Below are 19,241 nucleotides of genomic sequence, written 5' to 3' on the forward strand. Positions count from 1 at the left end.
GAGGAATAACGTCATGAGTGAACTTATTCAGATACAGCAAGCGCTTGGTAAAGTAATTAGCGGCAGCCATCTTTCCAGGGAGGAAGCACGAGGCGTCATGTCGGAAATTATGGAAGGCGCGGCGTCGCCGGCTCAAATCGGCAGTCTGCTGACAGCTCTTCGCATTAAAGGCGAAACGCTGGAAGAGATTACAGGTTTTGCTGAAACAATGCGGAACAAAGCAATCCAGGTGAATGTGCGGCAGCATGATCTGTTGGATACATGCGGCACAGGCGGCGACGGAGCAGAGACGTTCAATATTTCAACGACAGCGGCGATTGTTGCTGCAGCGGGGGGCATTCGTGTAGCCAAGCATGGCAATCGAGCGATGTCATCCAAAAGCGGCAGCGCGGATGTGCTGGAAGCTCTTGGTGTGAAGATTACGCTAAGCAGCGAGCAAGCGGCGAAATGCTTGGATAAAACGGGTATTTGTTTCATGTTCGCGCAAGCTTATCATCAATCCATGAAGCACGTCGCGGCACCACGCCGAGAGCTGGGTTTCCGTACGGTATTCAACTTGCTGGGCCCGCTTACGAATCCTGCGGGAGCGGATCGTCAAGTGCTGGGCGTGTTCGATCGTACGAAGACGGAATTAGTCGCACAAGCGCTGCAAGCTTTGGGGCTGAAGCGGGCTTTGGTTGTAGCGAGCGAAGATGGATTGGATGAATTCAGCATTTCGGCGCCGACCAAAGTTACGGAGCTGAAAGCAGATCGGATTAGTACGTATTCCATTACACCTGATGATCTTGGCTTACGAGCTCACAGTATTAAGGATGTAGGCGGTGGAGATGCGATACTGAATGCAGAAATCATCCGTCATATTTTTGCCGGCGAGCGCGGTCCTCACCGCGATATCGTGCTTGCAAATGCAGCCGCATGCTTCTACGTGACAGGCCATGTTGGAAGCTTACAGCAAGGGGTTAAATTTGCGGCTGACGTCATCGATTCCGGTCGTGCGGAACAAAAGTTGAACGACTTAATCCATTTCACAGGAGAACTATGCCATGTTTCTTGATAAAATTGTTGCCACCAAACGAGCTGAAGTTGAAGCCATGAGCAGCTTTTCCATAGCGCAAGCGGAGAAAACCATTTCCGAGATGCCGTCTTGCTTAGGTTTTGAAAAAGCTTTGACGACACGTAAAAATCGGGCGATGGGTTTGATCGCTGAAGTTAAAAAGGCGTCTCCGTCCAAGGGTTTGATCCGCGAGGATTTTGATCCGGTTTTGTTGGCCAGCTCCTATCAACGTGCGGGAGCTGACTGCATCTCGGTGCTTACGGATGTGGATTATTTCCAAGGAAGCAATGCTTACTTGAAGGCTGTACGCCAAGCGGTGAATGTGCCTTTGCTGCGGAAAGATTTCACGATCGATCCGAAACAAATCTATGAAGCACGCTTGATTGGGGCAGATGCGATCTTACTGATTGCGGCCATCTTGACAACTGACCAGATGAAGCAATATTTGAAGCTCGCAAGCGATCTTGGTTTGGATGCATTGGTTGAAGTGCATGATCGTGAAGAATTGGAGCGTGCGCTCGAACTGGACACCCAATTAATTGGGATCAATAACCGGAATTTGAAGTCGTTCGTTACCGATTTGAAAACAACGGAAGAGTTGATTCAATACATTCCGGCCGGCAAAACCATCGTTAGTGAGAGTGGAATCTCGTCCGTCCAAGACATGGCTTATCTGCAGCAAATTGGCTCGCAAGCCGTGTTGATCGGCGAACATTTCATGCGCCAGCCTGTTGTTGAGCAAGCAGTTCACGATCTGATGGGGCCAATTGTTAGTACAACGAATCAGACGGTTTAGAAAGAGGCGAATAGGATGCCAGCAGACACGATGCCAACGGTTAAAATCTGTGGACTTCAAAGCGTTGAAGTGTTAAAATCAGTCATACATTTGCCAATTGATCATATCGGATTGGTCTTTGCACCAAGCAAGCGTCAAGTCAAGCCAGACAAGGCTGCGGAGCTTGTTTCCTACTTGAGAAATGAAGCGGATCATGGTGTTCCCGTGCCTCTAACCGTAGGTGTGTTCGTGAATCCGAGCCAAGAGCAGCTTACGGAAATCATGGCGGTTGCTCCCCTTGATGTCGTTCAATTGCATAGTCAGGAAACTCCTGAGTTCTGTAAATGGGTACGTGAACAGTTCGATGTCCAGGTGTTCAAGTCCGTGTCCATTTCCAAATCAGAGAATAGAATTCCGTCCAGTGCAGAGGTAGCTGCTCAGTTGGATCCGTATATCGGATCGGTTGATGCTGTGTTGCTTGACACTTTTGACCCCGTATATGGGGGAGGATCCGGGAAAACTTTTGCCTGGGACTGTATTCCTGTTTATCAGGAGTGGGCTCGTACAGCAGGTGTCAAATTGCTAGTAGCAGGCGGATTGCAGCCTGACAATGTGGATCAACTAGTGGAAGCCTATCGTCCTGACGGCGTGGATGTGTCCAGCGGTGTAGAGACAGATGGTGTGAAAGATATTGCGAAAATTACCGCATTTGTGGAAAGGGTGACCGGAAAGTGACGCAAGTACCTGATAAACACGGCAGATTCGGCAAATTCGGCGGCCGTTACGTACCTGAAACATTGATGAATGCTTTGACGGAGCTGGAAGAGGCTTATAACCAATATAAAGACGATCCTGAATTTATTGCTGAAGTTCGCTATTTGCAAAAGCAATATTCCGGCAGACCAACTCCCCTTTATTACGCAGAGAGACTCTCTGAGCAGCTGGGTGGAGCCAAAATTTACTTGAAACGAGAAGACCTGAATCATACGGGCGCTCATAAAATTAATAACACCATCGGACAAGCTGTGCTCGCGAAAAAGATGGGGAAAAAGAAAATCATCGCTGAGACGGGTGCAGGCCAGCACGGTGTTGCCTCGGCAACAGTCGCCGCGTTGATGGGCTTTGAATGCAAGGTCTTCATGGGCGAAGAAGATACGAAGAGACAGCAATTGAACGTTTTTCGGATGAAATTGCTCGGCTCTGAAGTCATTCCCGTTACTTCAGGAACTCGTACACTGAAAGATGCGTGCAACGAAACGCTGCGTTATTGGGTTAGCAATGTACAGGATACTTATTATATCCTGGGTTCCGTTACAGGTCCTCATCCTTACCCGATGATGGTCCGTGATTTTCAACGCATTATCGGTGACGAATCGCGCGAACAAATTCTGGAAACCGAAGGCAGGCTGCCGGATGCCGTTGTTGCTTGCGTAGGCGGCGGAAGTAACGCCATGGGGATTTTTTATCCGTTCGTTCAGGATGAAACGGTTAAACTCATCGGCGTTGAAGCTGCTGGACGCGGTATCCATACGGAAGAGCACGCCGCGACGATGACCAAAGGCTCGCCTGGCGTATTTCAGGGCTCGCTGAGCTACCTTTTGCAGGATGAATACGGGCAAGTGCTGCCGGCTCATTCCATCTCGGCGGGGTTGGACTACCCTGGCATCGGACCGGAGCATTCTTACCTGAAAGATATTGAGCGCGCTACGTATTATCCAATTACAGACCAAGAAGCGCTTGACGCACTTCAATTGTTAAGCCGTACGGAAGGTATTATTCCAGCTTTAGAGAGCGCTCATGCGATTGCTCATACGGTAAAACTAGCTCCAACGATGTCCAAGGATCAAATTATTGTCGTAAGCCTGTCTGGCCGTGGCGATAAAGATGTAGAATCCATTATGAGCTATCTTGGCGCAGGGGAGGAATAAGCCATGAACCTAATTGATAAGCGTTTTGCTGAGCTTAAAGAGCGTGGGGAAACAGCTATGATCCCTTTCCTGACCATTGGTGATCCAACGATTGAAGCTTCATTAGAGCTTATTCTTGAAATGGAGCGGGCTGGTGCTGATTTAATCGAGTTGGGTGTTCCATATTCGGATCCCCTAGCCGATGGCCCTGTCATCCAACGTTCATCTGAGCGTGCGCTGCTTCGTAAGATTACGATTTTTGACGTTATTGATGTTGCTCGCCAGGCGCGGAGCAGAGGTTCCAAGCTGCCATTCATTTTATTCACTTACTATAACCCTGTTCTGCAAATCGGACTGGAACGCATTTTCAAAACGATGCAGGAAAATGAAATCAGTGGCATTATTATTCCAGATCTACCGTTGGAAGAGGATAGCGAGACGAGAGCGATTGCAGAATCTTATGGTGTCCATTTGATTCCATTGGTTGCGCCGACTTCGAATGAACGTGTGAAACGTATTGCAGCTGGAGCACGTGGATTCGTTTACTGTGTTTCCTCACTTGGTGTAACCGGTGAACGGGCTGAATTTTTCGGCGGGATTGAAGATTTCCTATCTACGGTGCGAGAAGCGGCGAACGTGCCGATCGTTGTCGGATTCGGTATTTCCAACCGGGAGCAGGTTGAGCGGTTCGAGAAGCTGTGCGACGGTGTTGTTGTAGGGAGTGCGATTGTCCGTACGATTGAAAGCGCGCTGCACCATTTCCAAGAAGATGCTGCTCATCCAGAAGGGTTACAGCAAATTGGCGGCTTTGTAGGCCAACTAAAAGGCAGATAATGAAATCCCTCTAGACACTGGTCTAGGGGGATTTTCTAAAATTACCTATTTACTGTTAAGCGTTAAAGCAGTACACTATTATGTGTTGATCATTGAGACTTTTGTCTGCAATGAGTGGCTAAAGCAATATTCCTTCTACATAAAAAGGAACCACATTTTACAACGGTACTAGTTTTGTGGGACAATTACAAAATTCGGACAACTAATTGATGAGGTGGCTACCAATGAAACCGAAACAAACGATTGTACATTTGCCGGTCTATCAACCGGGTAAACCTATTGAAGAAGTAAAAAGAGAGCTGGGATTAACGGAAGTGATTAAACTCGCATCCAACGAAAATCCATTTGGCTCGTCGCCAAAAGTAAAAGCGGCAATTGAAGCGGAAATCGCTAACATCAGCTTGTACCCTGACGGTGGGGCTGTACAGCTGACAGAAGCAGTGGCTGAGTATCTTGGCGTTGCGACGAATCAACTCATTTTTGGTGCAGGTTCTGATGAGGTTATCCTCATGCTGGCACGCGCTTTCCTCGTACAAGGCGATGAAACGGTGATGGCTTCTCATACCTTCCCGCAATATAAGCACAATTGTGAGATTGAGGGAGCTGTATCCATCGAGATCCCATTGAAAGATGGCACTCACGACCTGGATGGCATGCTGGCTGCTATTACTGAGCGTACGAAGATCGTCTGGATCTGTAATCCGAATAATCCGACAGGTACGATGAATACCGATGCGGAAATTAAAGCCTTTTTAGCCAAAGTTCCTGAGCATGTATTGGTCGTTCTGGATGAAGCTTATTGCGAGTACAATACGACGGGAGAATTCCCGGATAGCATCGAGCTGATTGGTCAGTATCGCAATGTCATCGCACTGCGTACTTTTTCGAAAATATACGGTTTGGCTTCCTTACGAATCGGTTATGGCATTGGGCACCCGGATGTGATCCGATCCATTAATCAAGTTCGTGAGCCTTTCAATACGACAAGATTTGCTCAAGCTGCTGCTTTAGCCGCGATTAAAGACCAAGATTTCATCGCAAGCTGCCGCGAAGCGAATACAGCAGGTTTAAATTATTTAACGGAGCAGTTTAACGAAATGGGGTTAAAGGCTTTCCCTGCACACGGTAACTTCGTTATGGTGAATGTCGGACGCCCAGCGGCAGAAGTATTTAATGGTTTGCTGCGCAGAGGCATTATTGTCCGTGGCGGACATATGCTTGGCTTCCCGACGTCCATCCGAGTTACCATCGGCTCAAGTGAACAAAATGAGAAATTCATTGCAGCTTTGCAGCAGGTGATTGCTGAGGTTGCTGTTCAAGCCTAATACAAATTAAAGGTTGATTTCTTATGACGAAAATTGCGATATTTGGTGTAGGGCTTATCGGCGGTTCACTGGCCTTATGTTACAAAGGAAAACCGGGTTTTACCGTTGTCGGCCATTCTCCGAATCCGAAATCCGTTGAGAAACTGCTCAAACGAAACGTGGTTGATGCTGCAACAACGAATATGGCTGAGGCGGTAGACGGGGCTGACTATATTTTTCTATGCGTGCCAGTTGGGATGTTAGAAGAGTATGTTCAGCAGTTGATGAATCTTCCGCTCAAGAAAGGCTGTATCATCACGGATGTGGGGAGCACGAAAGCAACCATTACGGAAAGCGCAGAAACGATGGTAAAAGATGGCGTTTTCTTTATCGGTGGTCATCCAATGGCAGGCTCCGAACGTCACGGCGTTGAGGCAGCGTCTTCGCATCTTTTTGAAAATGCCTTCTATGTGTTGACCCCGGCAGAGGGGACACCGCAGGCAGAGGTTGACCGCTTAACCGAGCTGCTCAAGACGACGAAAGCACAAATCGTGCAGGTTGGAGCACGGGAACATGATGATATCGTTGGTGCGATTAGCCACCTGCCGCATATTATTGCGGTTGCGCTGGTTAACCAAGTCAGAGGATATAACGAAACCAACCCGTTATATCAGAATCTGGCAGCGGGGGGCTTCAGAGACATCACGCGCATTGCTTCAAGCGAGCCGATGATCTGGCGGGATATATTAGTGAACAATCGGCAGGTGCTGCTCAAATTGCTTGCGGATTGGAATCTAGAAATTTCTCGTTTTATTGAGCTCATTGAGAACAGTGATGGCGAGGGAATTGTTGAACAATTCCGCATTGCCGGTGAATTCAGAAGCCAACTGCCGGAGCGCAGAAAAGGCATGATCACATCATTGTTTGATATTTATGTCGATATTCCGGATCATCCCGGCATTATTGGTCAAATTACAACATTATTAGGTAATGCTAGAATTAATTTGAGCAATATTCAAATTATTGAGAGTCGCGAAGATGTGCCCGGTATTTTGCGTCTGTCCTTCCGCAATCAGGAAGATGCAGATCGCGCCTCAGAGCTGCTGAGCGGGCCTTACGCGGTTCATGTATAACTGAACTTGTACACACAAATAAGCTGATTTCTCCTCTTGAAGAACGTCCCAAAAGAGAAGAAATCAGCTTATTTTTTATTCTATTGAAATCGATTCTCAAATAAAAAACTTCGTGCTATAATGACATCGTTCATATTAATATTACAAACTTCTAAGTGTGGGGCGAACGAGATGAAGCTGTGGATGATGGTAAAAAGCACGTTAATTGTTATTGTTATTTTTGTTAATTTTTTCCCCTCATTTGTAAGTGCGAACAATGTCATCTACTCCAAGGAAGTGGCTGTTCTCGTATATCATCACATCGATGATCAGGTTGAGGGCTCTGTGACCATTTCAACCAAATTATTTGAGCGTCAGCTAGGTGCATTACAGCGTCAAGGGTACAATTTTATCACGATGGATCAGTTTAAGAGTTTTATGAAAGATGGGGCGAAAATACCAGACAACGCTGTTCTCATCACTTTTGATGACGGGTATGAAAGTTTTTATACGAATGCGTATCCCATTCTCAAAAAAATGCGAATACCAGCCGTGAATTTTGTGATTACCAAAGACTTGGATAACCCGACAGCGACGTTACTGCCATCCTTGTCCAGGGATCAAATTCGGAAAATGAGAAAAGAATTCTCAAATATTGATTTTCAGCTTCATTCGGATCAATTGCACGCAATGAAAGATGGCAAGCCGATGCTGAACAACAGAATGACAACGAATGGCGTTACTGAGACGCAGGAAGATCTTAAGATAAGGGTTATTTCGGATACGAAAACATGTATGGCAAAGCTTCGGGAGTTGGATGCCGCTAAATCTATCGATTCCTATGCTTACCCGTTTGGCAGCTATGATGATTTCACCATTTCCTATCTGAATGAAGTCGGAGTTAAATATGCGTTCACGACCAAAGCAGGATTAACTTCCAAACAAACGGATCCGATGCAGATTCCGCGAATTAATGCAGGCAGCCCATATATTCGGCCTCATTCCATTAATAATTTAATTAATCAATCCATAAGGCATCAACTGAAATAGAGCATTTCTTCATGCAAAAAAAGACCAGGTAAACGTTTTCAAAAAAGTGTTGACAGAATGAAACCGTATACATATAATAAAAGTACAGTATGGTTTCTCTCCACTCCTATCCGATAATCGCACCATAAGTGCAGCCGCCAATTTGGCGGTTTTTTTTTGTTCATAAATACCATATTTTTCTGATATTCATATATAATGGATAGGGTGGGTTGTTGCTTTCAACAGACAAGCTTAGAATGTGAATTTTTTTCAACAAATTGTCGAATGGAGCAGGAATTTCGCAATTCATCGAGAAGAATTTAATAGGTCATAATTTACATATTGATCCTTTCACATTTATTTTACAAATGAACGCAACTTTTCACTCTAATTGCAGTACAACATGTATGAGCAGTTGGAGTGGTACCCGGGAACCGTTAGGAGGGTCGCCACGTAATGACCGATTCCCAGTTGATCAGAGAAATCAAGGATGGAAATGTTCAGCTTTATGACGAGCTTATGCGTCGTTACGAGCGTAAAATCCTTGCATTCATCTTTCATATGCTCAAAAGTACACAAATGGAAGCTATTGCTGAAGATTTGTGTAACGAAACGTTTTATAAAGCGTACCGCAGTTTGCACTCTTTTCGAGAAGTTGAAGCCTCCTTTTCTACCTGGTTGTATACAATTGCCCGGAATACAGTATTGAGTGAGCTGCGCAAAAATAAAAGTGTGCAAGTCTCGTTAGAGCAAAGCGGATTGACGCCCCATGCTTCGTTTGATGCCATGCCGGAGCAAGCCATGCTGCGAAACGAGAAAGTATCGATGGTTCGAGATGCGATTAACAGTTTGCCAGAGAAACAACGATCTGCTTTGATCTTAAGAGAGTATGATCAGATGGATTATCAGGAGATCGCCAACATTTTAGGTCAAACCGTAAGCTCGGTGAAGTCTCTTTTATTTAGAGCCAGAGCATCCGTCAAGCTACAGTTGGACCCTTACTTCAGTGAACCGATATTCGAAGAATCGAAGGGATGAAACAGCGATGAAGTGTAGTGAGATCCAGGAATTATTTGGGGTTTATTGGGACTTGCCGAATGATGACCTGCGACGTACCGCGGTGGATGAGCATATTGCAACATGCGCCGAATGTGCGGAAGAATTTCAGATTTGGGAAGAAAGTACGATCCTCATACGTACTGCTGCAATCGAGAGCGAGCTTCCTGATTATGAACCGATGGTCTCAGGCAAGGTCATGAGTCGAATTTATGAGGATGAATCATGGCGTATTCCGGTTTCCGAGCGCATGTATACGATCTCTTACAAGCTTCGCCGCAATCTTACGGCTGTCATTGCTTTTTGTTTAGCGTTATTCGTATTCAGCTTTTTATTCGCTGTTGTCTATGACGGTACGCCCAAGTCGTCAATAGCTGCGGCCGACAATACGCTATTTGATTTGCAAGCACCGCAAGCTATGAAGTCGACGGGCTCAGAAACGATGAATGGCCATAAGATGGTAGATGCCGTAGCAAGCCTTAACCCTAGCTTTATGGAGCCGTTGCGATTCCATGTAGGGCCAATTCATTCATATCCGCATTATTTGCTTGTTGTATCCATTTTGGGTCTAATTGCAACAATCATCATCATGAACTGGTTATCGCGAACAAAAGCCTAGTGCTCCGGAAGGGGCATTTTTCATTTTATTGACTGATGGAGGAATTGGGAATGACAACGATTGGATTTATCCGGCATGGAAGCACGGAATGGAATCGATTAGGGAAGCTGCAAGGGCAGTTGGACACGGATTTGACCGATGAAGGAAGAGAGCAGGCCAGGCTGCTTGGAAACCGATTAGCCAACGAATCCTGGGACGGGATCATCTCGAGTGATCTAAAACGAGCTAAGGAAACGGCCCAAATCGTGTCTCAGCTATCGGGAATTCCGGTTATCGGGACGGATAGCCGGCTTCGCGAGCGGAGATATGGCCAGGTCGAAGGAACAACAGTAGCCGAAAGAGAAGAACGTTGGGGGCCAGAATGGAAGCTTCAGGATTTAGGCCAGGAGTCGGATGATGAACTGTGGAAACGATGGTCCGAATTAGAAAGTGAGCTGCTAGAAGCTTATCCGAATAAGAAAATATTACTGGTTTCACACGGGGGATTCATTGTGCAGGTGCTCAGAGTATTGCGCATGGATAGCGAGCAATTCCTGCAAAATACGTCCCTAACCATCCTGCTGCGTCAGGAAAAAGGGTGGGAGCTTCAGCTGTACAATTGTTTATCTCATCTGGAAATCGTACACGAATAATTGCGAGATAAGAAGTATGACTCTGTTATAGAGTCATGCTTTTTTTGCGTGGCTTGGAATATTTTCGGGAAAAATTCCCATAATGGTTACTAGAAACCACGGAGCTGAAAGCTTCGCCAAATGGGGGATGTAGATGGAAATGAACCTAGCGGACATGCTCAGCTACGCCGATATCCACGAGCTAGGCCGAATCGCTAACACCTATGAGTGTGAGTGCAATGGCCATTCAAAAAACGAGTTGATTCAGTCGATTTTGAGTACAGCCCTGCGCAGAGAGATTTTCGAGAAGCATATTCAAAGCTTGAACTTGGAGGACATCCGATTTTTGAATTCTCTCCTCTTCGATCCTCGCAACGCATTCAGTATTGAAGAACTGATCGCTAGAGTTCAACAGTCACGGTTTCAGAAAGATGAATCCGTTGAATGGAATCCCCGCGACATGGTCGTTAAATTTAAGAAACTCGGCTGGTTGTTTAATGGGTATTCCCAACAAACCAAATTTTTGTTTCATGTGCCAAATGATTTGAAACGGAAATTTAGCGATGTGCTTACAGGACAGTTCAAACAGAGCTTGAAACAAACTCCTGAGCCTAACGTTTATCGAGACGAGCAGTTACTCATTATTGAGGATATCTTTCATTTTTTGACGTTCCTTTCTCAGGTGCAGGAATTGCCTTTGACAGTTGAAGGATCCATGTACAAGAGGCAGCTTCAGCAAATACTGGATCGCATGTCTGTGCAGGAGGAAATGGTGTCCAAAGGAGCTTGGCGCTTCGGATACGGACGCATGTTCAAAGACTATCCGAACCGATTTTCATTCATCTATGACTACTGCTATTATCGGCAGCTAATCAGCGAGCAAGGCCAAGTGCTCAGTTTGACGGAGGAAGGAAAATCACGTTTGCTGGAAGGGAAAAAAGAGAATCTGGCGGATGTGTATAAGTTCTGGCTCAGGCTCTATAAGAACCCTATTCCCAATGTACAAAGCCTCGCGGGATGGGTTGACCGCCTAAGCGGCCAATGGGTCACTTTAGCCTCTTTAAGCGAAGTGTTATGTAAATTGGTCAAGCCATTTTATTATGACAGTTCGGAATCCATCGTAGAGCAGCGTATTTTACAAATGATGATGCATCTTGGGCTCATACGTATTGGAGAAGATTTGGAGAACGGCATGGTCGTGCAAGCGACTAAGATGGGCTCTAAAGTGATTCAAGGTACTTTTGTTGCGGAAGAAGACAAGGTGGTCCTTTTTCTGGACCAAGAGAGCGCAAGGTTCAAAGGGGATATTAAGTAGTAGGTAAAGACACATTCCTAATCAATCGGGCTTTTGAACGAAGCGCGAATGTACGGACTGAATATGATAAAAGTAGGAGCACACAGGGGTTGGCAGACACCTAGGAACGGACTTTCATGTTTTTGCGAAAAAGAAGCTCCTGACAAACCGCGTACACATTTGGAGGTAGGTCTCATGGGAAAAATGAATGTATCTAACAACGCGCTGCTGGCACTTTTCGCTGAAATGGTTTGGGATGACGCCATTCGCAAATATAAAGAACAGAATCTCTACAAAGAGATTGATCTTGCATTAGCAAAAGGGGATCAACCGACATTCCTTGCTCTTACATCTGAGCTTAAAATGCTGCAATCTTCAGGATAATGATCGTGGTGGCAGCCACAATAAGGACAAAAGACATGTGAAACCATTTCACATGTCTTTTTTTGCAGGAAAGGTGATAAAAAAGAACTATTTTGTTACTCCATACGTCGATTAGTTAGACTATATTGCGACGCAAAAGGAGAATACAAATGAGAAAGCTCTTGAAAACCATGCGGAAACGGAAAGTCTTATCATCGTTTCTTCTATTTACTTTACTCGTTGTCGGGGCAGCATCCGGCTACGCCGCTTTTCTGATGAATAAATGGAACCATGCCTTGGATCAAATAGCCGCTCCTATCGCGCCTGCTTCAAACGAAATCGACACAAGCGATTATCCTGTATCGCAAACGTCCCAAACATCCGGTGCGACAGAGAAGGAAGAGAAATCGCTTACCCTGCTATTAACGGCAATTGACGAGCGGTCAGGTAGCGAAGGATCGTTAAATACGGATGTCATGATGCTTTTTCGAATTGATCCGGTAACGCATCAGGGGACAGTAGTATCGATTCCTAGAGACCTTGAGGTATCAGCAGAAAAGTCAGGTTTAGAAACCTCGCATAAAGCTAATTATTTCTATGCTTATAACTATAATAAAAACAAAGAAACGGCTCTTGATGAGACAAAGCAGTTGTTCAGCAAGATTTATCAAGTTCCGATTGATCATATGGCTGTTATTAATTTTGATGGATTTCGCAAGCTTATCGATCAGTTAGGCGGTATGACGGTTGATGTCGATATGGATATGAAATATCAAGATGAGAGTGATGGAACAAATATTAATTTGAAAAAAGGCACGCAGCGCTTAAATGGCAAGCAAGTGCTTGATTATATTCGCTACCGCAAATCGAATATGGGTACAGCGGAATCGTCCGATTTGGAACGGAATCAGCGAGAACAATTTGTACTTAATGAATTACTTGATAAATTAACTTCACTTAATGGAGTAACCGCGTGGGGGAAAGTGCTTGATATTATGGGCAGTTCCATTAAAACAGACATCCCGGCGGACGAGCTTCGCACCTTAACCAAATCGTACCGTGAGTATAAGCCGGCTAATGTCCAGTACATTCACCTGGATGGGACATGGGAGAGTCCTTACCTGGTCGTGAAACAGCAGGATCTGGAGGAAGCGCTGGAAGCATTGCGCGGACAAACGGACAGCTTGAATAACAGTTCATTCGACAGCTCGATCGACAGTTCAATTGACAGCCATTTGCAGACAGATTAAAGTGTACAAGAAGCGATGGCTATTGCTACATAGCAAACGCATTTTTGGTAAAAGATAGAGGGGGAAGCACGGTTGAAGTTTAATGAGATTTCTGCGCAAGAATGGTACGATTTAAAACCATACTTGGACACATGTTTGCTCCCAGTAACGGGGTTGACCGGATTCGAAGACCCCGCACAAGTAACTTTGGCGTTGGAACAGCTCCGAGATGCACTGGAAACCATCGAAATTCCATACAAAGGAAGGGTAGTAACGTACCCGGCGCTTCATTATATGACGGCGGTGAGCATGAGGGACCAGCTAGAAGCCCTTTCTCTTCATTTAAAAAGGATGGGATTCCGCTACGTCATCGTACTGACCATACATACGGAAGCTTCAAGCTGGAAGGCAGAACAAACCGATTTGTTGATTGCTGTCGACATGGAGCAGTGGGAGAGCAAAGCCGAACAGATCAAAGCAAGTATTTCTAAGCAAGTTCAGCACTTATGGCAGCATAGTGATTAACTTTAGCTGGTAAGCGTATTATTGGAAAAAAAATTGCACAGGATAAGGGAAGTAATGGCGTACATTGGCTGCCAAAAAGTTGTGACAATTTCGTTAAAATTTGTCCAAACGCCAAGTTTTCAATGGCTCAAAAGGAGTTCTGGATTCTTGACGACCTAGTAGTCGTAGGATATTATTAGTAATGTCCTAGTTATGTAGTGTAATGTCGAACGACACGTGATAGAGGTAACTGACGTCCGAGAGGGTTGGACATCGGCCAATGTAGGAGGGTAGACCTGAGAATGAGTGATCATAACAATCACAATGAAGAACAGCATGGGAAGAAACCCGGGACTAAACGCGAAATGTCTCGTCGACAATTTCTATCCTACACCCTAGGTGGCGCTGGAGGATTCATGGGGGCCGGCATCATTATTCCGATGATTCGGTTTGCGGTAGATCCTGTGCTTCAGAAGAAGTCAGAATCAGATTGGGTTAAAGTTGTCGAAGAAAGTAAAATTACAAATGTACCACAATCGTTTACGTTCCAAGTTCATCAAGTGGATGGTTGGTACGAAAGTGACGCTGAATTGGTTGCGTGGATTTCCAAAGACAGCAGCGGCAAGCTCTTTGCATTGAATCCTACTTGTAAGCACCTTGGATGTACGGTCAACTGGAACGATAACCCGGCTTACAAAGATCAGTATTTCTGTCCTTGTCATGGTGCTCACTATACGCAAGATGGTAAAAACCTTGCTGTCGCACCAAAACCTTTGGATGAATACACAACCAAAGTTGAGAATGGGTTCGTTTATGTGGGACAACTGCATGCTAACACAAGAGTATAAGGAGGCGTCACAGTCAGATGTTTAAAAACGTATACAACTGGATTGACGAACGTCTTGATATTACGCCTATGTGGAGGGATGTAGCAGATCATGAGGTTCCAGAACACGTAAACCCTGCTCATCATTTTTCCGCTTTCGTGTATTGCTTCGGCGGATTGACGTTTTTCATTACAGTCATTCAAATCTTATCAGGTATGTTCTTAACGATGTATTACACACCTGATATCATCAATGCTTATGCAAGCGTTGACTACTTACAACATAAAGTAGCTTTCGGTGTTATCGTCAGAGGTATGCACCACTGGGGAGCTAGTTTAGTTATCGTAATGATGTTCTTACATACCCTGCGCGTGTTCTTCACAGGTTCTTACAAAGCACCACGTGAAATGAACTGGGTAGTAGGCATGCTCATTTTCTTCGTTATGTTAGGTCTAGGTTTTACGGGATACCTGCTTCCATGGGATAACAAAGCATACTTTGCTACACAAGTAGGTATGAAAATTGCAGCGTCCGTACCTTTAGCGGGTCCGTACATTGAAACGTTGCTGCAAGGCGGAAGCATCGTTGGTGCACAAACACTAACTCGTTTCTTTGCCATTCACGTGTTCTTCCTGCCTGGCGTTCTGCTCGCTTTGCTTGCTGGACACTTCTTCATGATTCGCAAACAAGGTATTTCCGGACCGCTATAAATTAGGGAGGGGCGAATAGCGTGGCGCATGGTCATAAGTCAGACGAGAAAATCGTTTACGTTGGGGATTCCCGCGTAATTAAGAAAACACAAGAACAAAGATTAATCCCTCGCGATTACTCTGCGTATCCGGGAAAATCGGAAGCCTTCATTCCAAACTTCTTGTTAAAAGAGTGGATGGTAGGGGTCGTTGTACTAGTCGGAATGTTAGTGTTAGTCATGTCCGATCCGGCTCCGCTAGGTTATCCTGCGGATCCTAAGAATACAGCGTTTATTCCGATGCCTGACTGGTACTTCTTGTTCATGTATCAATTGTTGAAATACCCGTATACATCCGGAGATTACGTAGTACTTGGAGCGGTTGTTGTACCTGGTTTGCTGTTCGGTGGCTTGATGCTGGCTCCTTTCTTGGATACAGGCAAAGAGCGTCGTTTCTACAGAAGACCAATCGCTTCAAGCTTGATGATTTTATCTCTAATCGCTTGTACATACCTGACGTACACATCTTGGGATCACTACCAATTTGAGTTGAAAGAGAAAAACATCATTCCTGAGCACATCAAGCGTGAAGAAGAATTGCACGCTAACAAAGGCGCGGCTGCTGGCGGCGGCGCGGCGAAGGATACGAAGAAAGCTCCTGCTATCGTAGCAGCAGATGATCCGGGCGCTGAAATCTACAAAAAAGCAACTTGCTTGTCCTGTCATGGTGCTGGACTTAAAGGGATGCCGGCTTCAGGCGTACCAGCATTGCTTGGTGTAGGTGACAAGCATTCGCAAGATGAGATTTTGAACATTGTTAAGAACGGTAAAGGGAACATGGGTAAACAATATCAAGCCAACATTGATAAAGGCTTAACAGATGCCGATATCACAAAGCTGACTGAATGGTTATCCAAACAAAAGGCCCAATAAAATAGGGAAACCTGATCGCGAAAGCGGTCAGGTTTTTTTAAATCACCGGAGGAGGAGCTTACTTGCATCAAGGCGTGTCCATTTCATATTTTTGGAGTAAGGATTTTTTGTTAAGCAAAACGATGCTGTGGCTGTTTTGCATTATGAATCTGCTTGGTACTGTGTATGGTTATGAGTGGTATTGGCTTCAAATGGTGGACACTATAGCCGAAAAACCACTTTGGTACGTCTATTTTGTACCAGATAGCCCGACAGCCAGTTTGTTCTTCACTTTGTCGGTCGGTTATTTAATCTTAGATCGTTCAAGAGGCAGCCGGTCCGGGAAAGTGTATAAAGCCATTAGAGGCTTTGTGGAAGCCTTTGCTCTTATCACTTCATTTAAATATGGCGTATGGGCAGTAACCATGATTTGGGCAGGCGCTTGGCAAGGAGTTCCTGTTGGCTGGGATGGTTGGATGCTTACATGCTCCCACTTGGCTATGGCAGTGGAAGCGCTATTATTTGTTAGATGGTATGCTTACAGGATCCCGGCTATCCTGCTTGTTGCCTGCTGGACGTTGTGGAACGACTTCATGGATTATGAACGAGGGGTATTCCCCAGATTGCCTGAAGTGCTTGTAAACAACTACTATAGAACAATAGAAGGCTTTACAATCAGCTTAAGCGTTATAGGTATTTTGATAGCTTTCATCTGTTTGGGTTTGCGTCAGAAGAAACAACGATAATCACATAACCGATGGTCTAAATTGGGACGAACCTCCATATGATGATGGTGAAGGAGGGGATGTCCCATGTTTATGTTTACCGGGGGAATTAAACGACTGACGGTCACGCTTTTGCTGGCAGCAGTCGTAAGTATAAGCTCTGCATGCGCAGCCAGCACCAGCACGATAGGACAAGCTGCTAAACCCGTAGATCCGGAACAGTTGAAGCGGGTTGAGTTCTTGAATCAAATTGCTGATGAAATGTACAAGCAAACGATGGACGGCCAAGTGCTTGAGGCACGGAATAAGCTGAAGCAAATGTCAGATCAAATTCCAAAGATACAATTTGAAGGAATAACCTCCGTAGAGGGGCTTAATGCGCTTACCGAAACAATTACACAGGCCAAGAGAGTCTATAGCGCCGCGAGCTACTCACCGGAAGAAGCTCAGATGGCTGTAGCCAAAATTCGACTTGCAACGGATGCCCTAACCCATAAAAATCAGCCCATGTGGCTGCAATATTATAAAGTGCTGCAAAATGACACGGCTGCATTGACACAAGCTGTCAAAGCTGGCAAACAGCAAGAGAGCATTGCGGACTTCGGTAAGCTTTCTCAACATATCGCCATTATTCATCCATCTTTACTGATTAGCAGGGATGCTTCCTCTGTCGAGAAACTTGACTCTGTCATTGTGTTTTTAAGGAAAAACATTAATAGCCAACCGATGATTGGCCGTCAAGTAGAAACGGGACTGGAACATTTGGGCCAAGTGCTGGACGAATTATTTCTGAAAAATAAAGATGCCATTGCTTTCGTTCCTATCACTGATCCTAAGCATCCGATCATCTGGTCTGCTGGGATTGGACTGATCATCGTCAGCGTTTTATCTTTCGTGGGCTGGCGAATGTACCAATCCGGTCGGCACATCGTTCCAATCAAACATTCGAGAGAGCGGGAACAGGAATTTGGTGATTAACATAAAAAGGTTGAGCAGATAGCCAGATCTGCTCAACCTTTTTATTGTGCTTTAAAGCCCTCGCCTATCACATCATGAACTTCCCCAATGATGATAAAAGCACGAGCATCGATGGATTGGATGAGCTCGCGAAGTCGTCTTGTTTCATGGCGATACACGACGCAATACAATACTTCTTTGTTGTTACCCGAATATGCGCCCCTGGCCGGGAACAAAGTCACGCCTCTGTCTAATTCCTTCGTAATTGCTTCAGATAAAGGCACGGCTTGATCGCTTATGATCGTAAAAGCCTTAGCAGCATGAGCGCCTTCTGAAATGTAATCAATGAGGCGAGAAGTAACAAAGACGGCTACGAGTGAGTAGAGGACTTTTTCCTTCGGCAAATAGAGAAAGGAAGATCCAATGACGATAACGTCAATAATTAAGATGACTTGTCCGACGCTCCAGCCCCTCTTCTTATTGCCGATACGAGCTAGGATGTCTGAGCCGCCTGTTGTGCCGCCGAATCGAAAGACTAAGCCAAGTCCGGTGCCTAGTGTAAGCCCGGCATATAATGTAGCCAGAAAGTAATCCTGTGTGGTATGAAATGGGATTATCCAATTGTTATGTATGAGCTGTTCCATCACCCAGAGGAAAAACGACAAGGAAACTACGCCATAAATCGTGTACAGCATCGGGCCTTTCCCGAAAACACGCCACCCGAGATAAAATAAGGGGATATTAACTACCAAGGTTGATATAGATGGAGGAACATTAAACACATATTTCAGCAGCAAAGCTACACCCGTAACGCCGCCTTCCATGAGCTCATTTGAAATCACAAAGTAATGTAAACCAAATGCATAAATTGCGGTGCCAATCGTAATGGCAAGTACATTTGTAAACTGATCAGATAATCTTTCCTTGAAAATCATGTTGGTTCCTCCAAACCTCATACTTCGGTTCTGTCAAAAAAATTTGTCAACTTTTCTTGTTTAGTTTAACATAGTAATGATATCTTGGTGAAGAAGAAGGAAAGAAGGGTGAACATGTCGGAACGCACGCTGAAAGATATACAGAAAGAAGTCGATACTTATATTTCCCAGTTCAAGGAAGGATATTTCAGTCCTTTGGCTATGCTCGCTAGAATGTCCGAAGAAGTGGGAGAGTTAGCCCGCGAAGTGAACCATTCCTACGGTGAGAAGCCGAAAAAAAGCACGGAAGCGGACAACTCCATTGAGTTGGAACTCGGCGATATTATGTTTATTACGATCTGTTTCGCAAACTCACTGGGGATTGATTTGACGGAAGCGCATGATAAAATCATGCATAAGTTCAATACGAGAGATGCGGGTAGATGGACTAAAATTAACACCGAAATTACATAAGCTTCATAAACTATACCATCCCCTCTGAAGGGAGACTCTCTTTCGATAAGGAG

The 19,241-nt window shown here is 45.2% G+C and carries 22 protein-coding genes; 21 read left to right on the forward strand and 1 reads right to left on the reverse strand.

Features of this window, described 5'->3' with window-relative positions; all coding sequences use genetic code 11:
- The first annotated feature begins 13 nt into the window (after positions 1-13).
- The 20 genes from trpD to ACKTT9_RS14915 all read left to right on the forward strand — a co-directional run bounded on the left by trpD (position 14) and on the right by ACKTT9_RS14915 (position 17,821).
- On the forward strand, positions 14-1,054 hold the full coding sequence (gene trpD, locus ACKTT9_RS14820) for an anthranilate phosphoribosyltransferase (protein ID WP_157320001.1): 1,041 nt from the start codon (positions 14-16) through the stop codon (positions 1,052-1,054).
- Positions 1,044-1,850 carry an indole-3-glycerol phosphate synthase TrpC gene (gene trpC / locus ACKTT9_RS14825; protein ID WP_407872158.1) on the forward strand — a complete coding sequence of 269 codons (807 nt, stop codon included), beginning with the start codon at positions 1,044-1,046 and terminating at the stop codon, positions 1,848-1,850. The genes trpD and trpC overlap by 11 nt, the downstream gene beginning before the upstream one ends.
- 15 nt (positions 1,851-1,865) lie before the next feature.
- Positions 1,866-2,564, forward strand: coding sequence for a phosphoribosylanthranilate isomerase (locus ACKTT9_RS14830; protein WP_407872159.1), 699 nt, complete (start codon positions 1,866-1,868; stop codon positions 2,562-2,564).
- Complete coding sequence (gene trpB, locus ACKTT9_RS14835) at positions 2,561-3,757, forward strand: tryptophan synthase subunit beta (protein WP_407872160.1); 1,197 nt, start codon at positions 2,561-2,563, stop codon at positions 3,755-3,757. Before ACKTT9_RS14830 ends, trpB begins: the two co-directional genes overlap by 4 nt.
- Before the next feature lie 3 nt (positions 3,758-3,760).
- Positions 3,761-4,570 (forward strand): tryptophan synthase subunit alpha, encoded by an 810-nt coding sequence (gene trpA / locus ACKTT9_RS14840; RefSeq protein WP_157320003.1) that lies wholly within the window; start codon positions 3,761-3,763, stop codon positions 4,568-4,570.
- Positions 4,571-4,794: 224 nt separating this feature from the next.
- A complete protein-coding gene (gene hisC, locus ACKTT9_RS14845; protein WP_407872161.1) occupies positions 4,795-5,895 on the forward strand; it encodes a histidinol-phosphate transaminase in 1,101 nt (366 codons plus the stop codon).
- Between the two features lie 23 nt (positions 5,896-5,918).
- Positions 5,919-7,007: a prephenate dehydrogenase gene (locus tag ACKTT9_RS14850; protein WP_407872162.1), complete on the forward strand. Its 1,089-nt coding sequence runs from the start codon at positions 5,919-5,921 to the stop codon at positions 7,005-7,007.
- 171 nt (positions 7,008-7,178) lie between these two features.
- Positions 7,179-8,036: a polysaccharide deacetylase family protein gene (locus ACKTT9_RS14855; RefSeq protein WP_407872163.1), complete on the forward strand. Its 858-nt coding sequence runs from the start codon at positions 7,179-7,181 to the stop codon at positions 8,034-8,036.
- Positions 8,037-8,471: 435 nt separating this feature from the next.
- Complete coding sequence (locus ACKTT9_RS14860) at positions 8,472-9,053, forward strand: RNA polymerase sigma factor (protein WP_157320007.1); 582 nt, start codon at positions 8,472-8,474, stop codon at positions 9,051-9,053.
- A 7-nt stretch (positions 9,054-9,060) separates the two neighbouring features.
- Complete coding sequence (locus ACKTT9_RS14865; protein ID WP_127451407.1) at positions 9,061-9,690, forward strand: anti-sigma factor; 630 nt, start codon at positions 9,061-9,063, stop codon at positions 9,688-9,690.
- A 50-nt stretch (positions 9,691-9,740) separates the two neighbouring features.
- Entirely contained in the window at positions 9,741-10,322 is a 582-nt protein-coding gene (locus ACKTT9_RS14870; RefSeq protein WP_407872164.1) for a histidine phosphatase family protein, read from the forward strand.
- A gap of 139 nt (positions 10,323-10,461) precedes the next feature.
- A complete protein-coding gene (locus ACKTT9_RS14875; protein WP_407873044.1) occupies positions 10,462-11,616 on the forward strand; it encodes a hypothetical protein in 1,155 nt (384 codons plus the stop codon).
- Positions 11,617-11,790: 174 nt separating this feature from the next.
- Positions 11,791-11,979, forward strand: a complete 189-nt coding sequence (locus tag ACKTT9_RS14880; RefSeq protein ID WP_127451411.1) for an IDEAL domain-containing protein — start codon at positions 11,791-11,793, stop codon at positions 11,977-11,979.
- 149 nt (positions 11,980-12,128) lie between these two features.
- Positions 12,129-13,208 carry an LCP family protein gene (locus ACKTT9_RS14885; RefSeq protein WP_407872165.1) on the forward strand — a complete coding sequence of 360 codons (1,080 nt, stop codon included), beginning with the start codon at positions 12,129-12,131 and terminating at the stop codon, positions 13,206-13,208.
- Positions 13,209-13,280: 72 nt separating this feature from the next.
- Positions 13,281-13,712 carry a DUF2487 family protein gene (locus ACKTT9_RS14890; protein ID WP_407872166.1) on the forward strand — a complete coding sequence of 144 codons (432 nt, stop codon included), beginning with the start codon at positions 13,281-13,283 and terminating at the stop codon, positions 13,710-13,712.
- Positions 13,713-13,993: 281 nt separating this feature from the next.
- Positions 13,994-14,539, forward strand: a complete 546-nt coding sequence (locus tag ACKTT9_RS14895) for a ubiquinol-cytochrome c reductase iron-sulfur subunit (RefSeq protein WP_127451417.1) — start codon at positions 13,994-13,996, stop codon at positions 14,537-14,539.
- A gap of 17 nt (positions 14,540-14,556) precedes the next feature.
- A complete protein-coding gene (gene qcrB, locus ACKTT9_RS14900; protein ID WP_127451419.1) occupies positions 14,557-15,228 on the forward strand; it encodes a menaquinol-cytochrome c reductase cytochrome b subunit in 672 nt (223 codons plus the stop codon).
- A gap of 20 nt (positions 15,229-15,248) precedes the next feature.
- Complete coding sequence (locus tag ACKTT9_RS14905) at positions 15,249-16,139, forward strand: menaquinol-cytochrome c reductase cytochrome b/c subunit (protein WP_181646563.1); 891 nt, start codon at positions 15,249-15,251, stop codon at positions 16,137-16,139.
- A gap of 62 nt (positions 16,140-16,201) precedes the next feature.
- Positions 16,202-16,864 carry a DUF1405 domain-containing protein gene (locus ACKTT9_RS14910; protein ID WP_407872167.1) on the forward strand — a complete coding sequence of 221 codons (663 nt, stop codon included), beginning with the start codon at positions 16,202-16,204 and terminating at the stop codon, positions 16,862-16,864.
- Positions 16,865-16,930: 66 nt separating this feature from the next.
- The gene (locus tag ACKTT9_RS14915) at positions 16,931-17,821 is read left to right on the forward strand and encodes a sporulation protein YpjB (protein WP_407872168.1); all 891 of its coding nucleotides are present in this window, start codon (positions 16,931-16,933) and stop codon (positions 17,819-17,821) included.
- Between the two features lie 41 nt (positions 17,822-17,862).
- On the opposite strand, the gene ACKTT9_RS14920 is transcribed toward ACKTT9_RS14915, so the two are convergent.
- Positions 17,863-18,735, reverse strand: a complete 873-nt coding sequence (locus ACKTT9_RS14920) for a YitT family protein (RefSeq protein WP_407872169.1) — start codon at positions 18,733-18,735, stop codon at positions 17,863-17,865.
- A gap of 114 nt (positions 18,736-18,849) precedes the next feature.
- Here ACKTT9_RS14920 and ACKTT9_RS14925 point away from each other — a divergent pair, with 114 nt between their 5' ends.
- A complete protein-coding gene (locus ACKTT9_RS14925; RefSeq protein WP_145655280.1) occupies positions 18,850-19,188 on the forward strand; it encodes a nucleotide pyrophosphohydrolase in 339 nt (112 codons plus the stop codon).
- The last annotated feature ends 53 nt before the right edge of the window (positions 19,189-19,241 follow it).

Origin of the sequence: Paenibacillus sp. P36, from assembly GCF_045866505.1 — a bacterium.
GTDB lineage: Bacteria > Bacillota > Bacilli > Paenibacillales > NBRC-103111 > Paenibacillus_E > Paenibacillus_E chondroitinus.

Bases quoted from the DNA above. Each gene is read 5' to 3' on its own strand.
- trpD (WP_157320001.1), top strand. From the start codon at position 14: ATGAGTGAACTTATTCAGATACAGCAAGCGCTTGGTAAAGTAATTAGC.
- trpC (WP_407872158.1), top strand. From the start codon at position 1,044: ATGTTTCTTGATAAAATTGTTGCCACCAAACGAGCTGAAGTTGAAGCC.
- ACKTT9_RS14830 (WP_407872159.1), top strand. From the start codon at position 1,866: ATGCCAGCAGACACGATGCCAACGGTTAAAATCTGTGGACTTCAAAGC.
- trpA (WP_157320003.1), top strand. From the start codon at position 3,761: ATGAACCTAATTGATAAGCGTTTTGCTGAGCTTAAAGAGCGTGGGGAA.
- hisC (WP_407872161.1), top strand. From the start codon at position 4,795: ATGAAACCGAAACAAACGATTGTACATTTGCCGGTCTATCAACCGGGT.
- ACKTT9_RS14850 (WP_407872162.1), top strand. From the start codon at position 5,919: ATGACGAAAATTGCGATATTTGGTGTAGGGCTTATCGGCGGTTCACTG.
- ACKTT9_RS14855 (WP_407872163.1), top strand. From the start codon at position 7,179: ATGAAGCTGTGGATGATGGTAAAAAGCACGTTAATTGTTATTGTTATT.
- ACKTT9_RS14860 (WP_157320007.1), top strand. From the start codon at position 8,472: ATGACCGATTCCCAGTTGATCAGAGAAATCAAGGATGGAAATGTTCAG.
- ACKTT9_RS14865 (WP_127451407.1), top strand. From the start codon at position 9,061: ATGAAGTGTAGTGAGATCCAGGAATTATTTGGGGTTTATTGGGACTTG.
- ACKTT9_RS14870 (WP_407872164.1), top strand. From the start codon at position 9,741: ATGACAACGATTGGATTTATCCGGCATGGAAGCACGGAATGGAATCGA.
- ACKTT9_RS14875 (WP_407873044.1), top strand. From the start codon at position 10,462: ATGAACCTAGCGGACATGCTCAGCTACGCCGATATCCACGAGCTAGGC.
- ACKTT9_RS14880 (WP_127451411.1), top strand. From the start codon at position 11,791: ATGGGAAAAATGAATGTATCTAACAACGCGCTGCTGGCACTTTTCGCT.
- ACKTT9_RS14885 (WP_407872165.1), top strand. From the start codon at position 12,129: ATGAGAAAGCTCTTGAAAACCATGCGGAAACGGAAAGTCTTATCATCG.
- ACKTT9_RS14895 (WP_127451417.1), top strand. From the start codon at position 13,994: ATGAGTGATCATAACAATCACAATGAAGAACAGCATGGGAAGAAACCC.
- qcrB (WP_127451419.1), top strand. From the start codon at position 14,557: ATGTTTAAAAACGTATACAACTGGATTGACGAACGTCTTGATATTACG.
- ACKTT9_RS14915 (WP_407872168.1), top strand. From the start codon at position 16,931: ATGTTTATGTTTACCGGGGGAATTAAACGACTGACGGTCACGCTTTTG.
- ACKTT9_RS14920 (WP_407872169.1), bottom strand. From the start codon at position 18,735: ATGATTTTCAAGGAAAGATTATCTGATCAGTTTACAAATGTACTTGCC.
- ACKTT9_RS14925 (WP_145655280.1), top strand. From the start codon at position 18,850: ATGTCGGAACGCACGCTGAAAGATATACAGAAAGAAGTCGATACTTAT.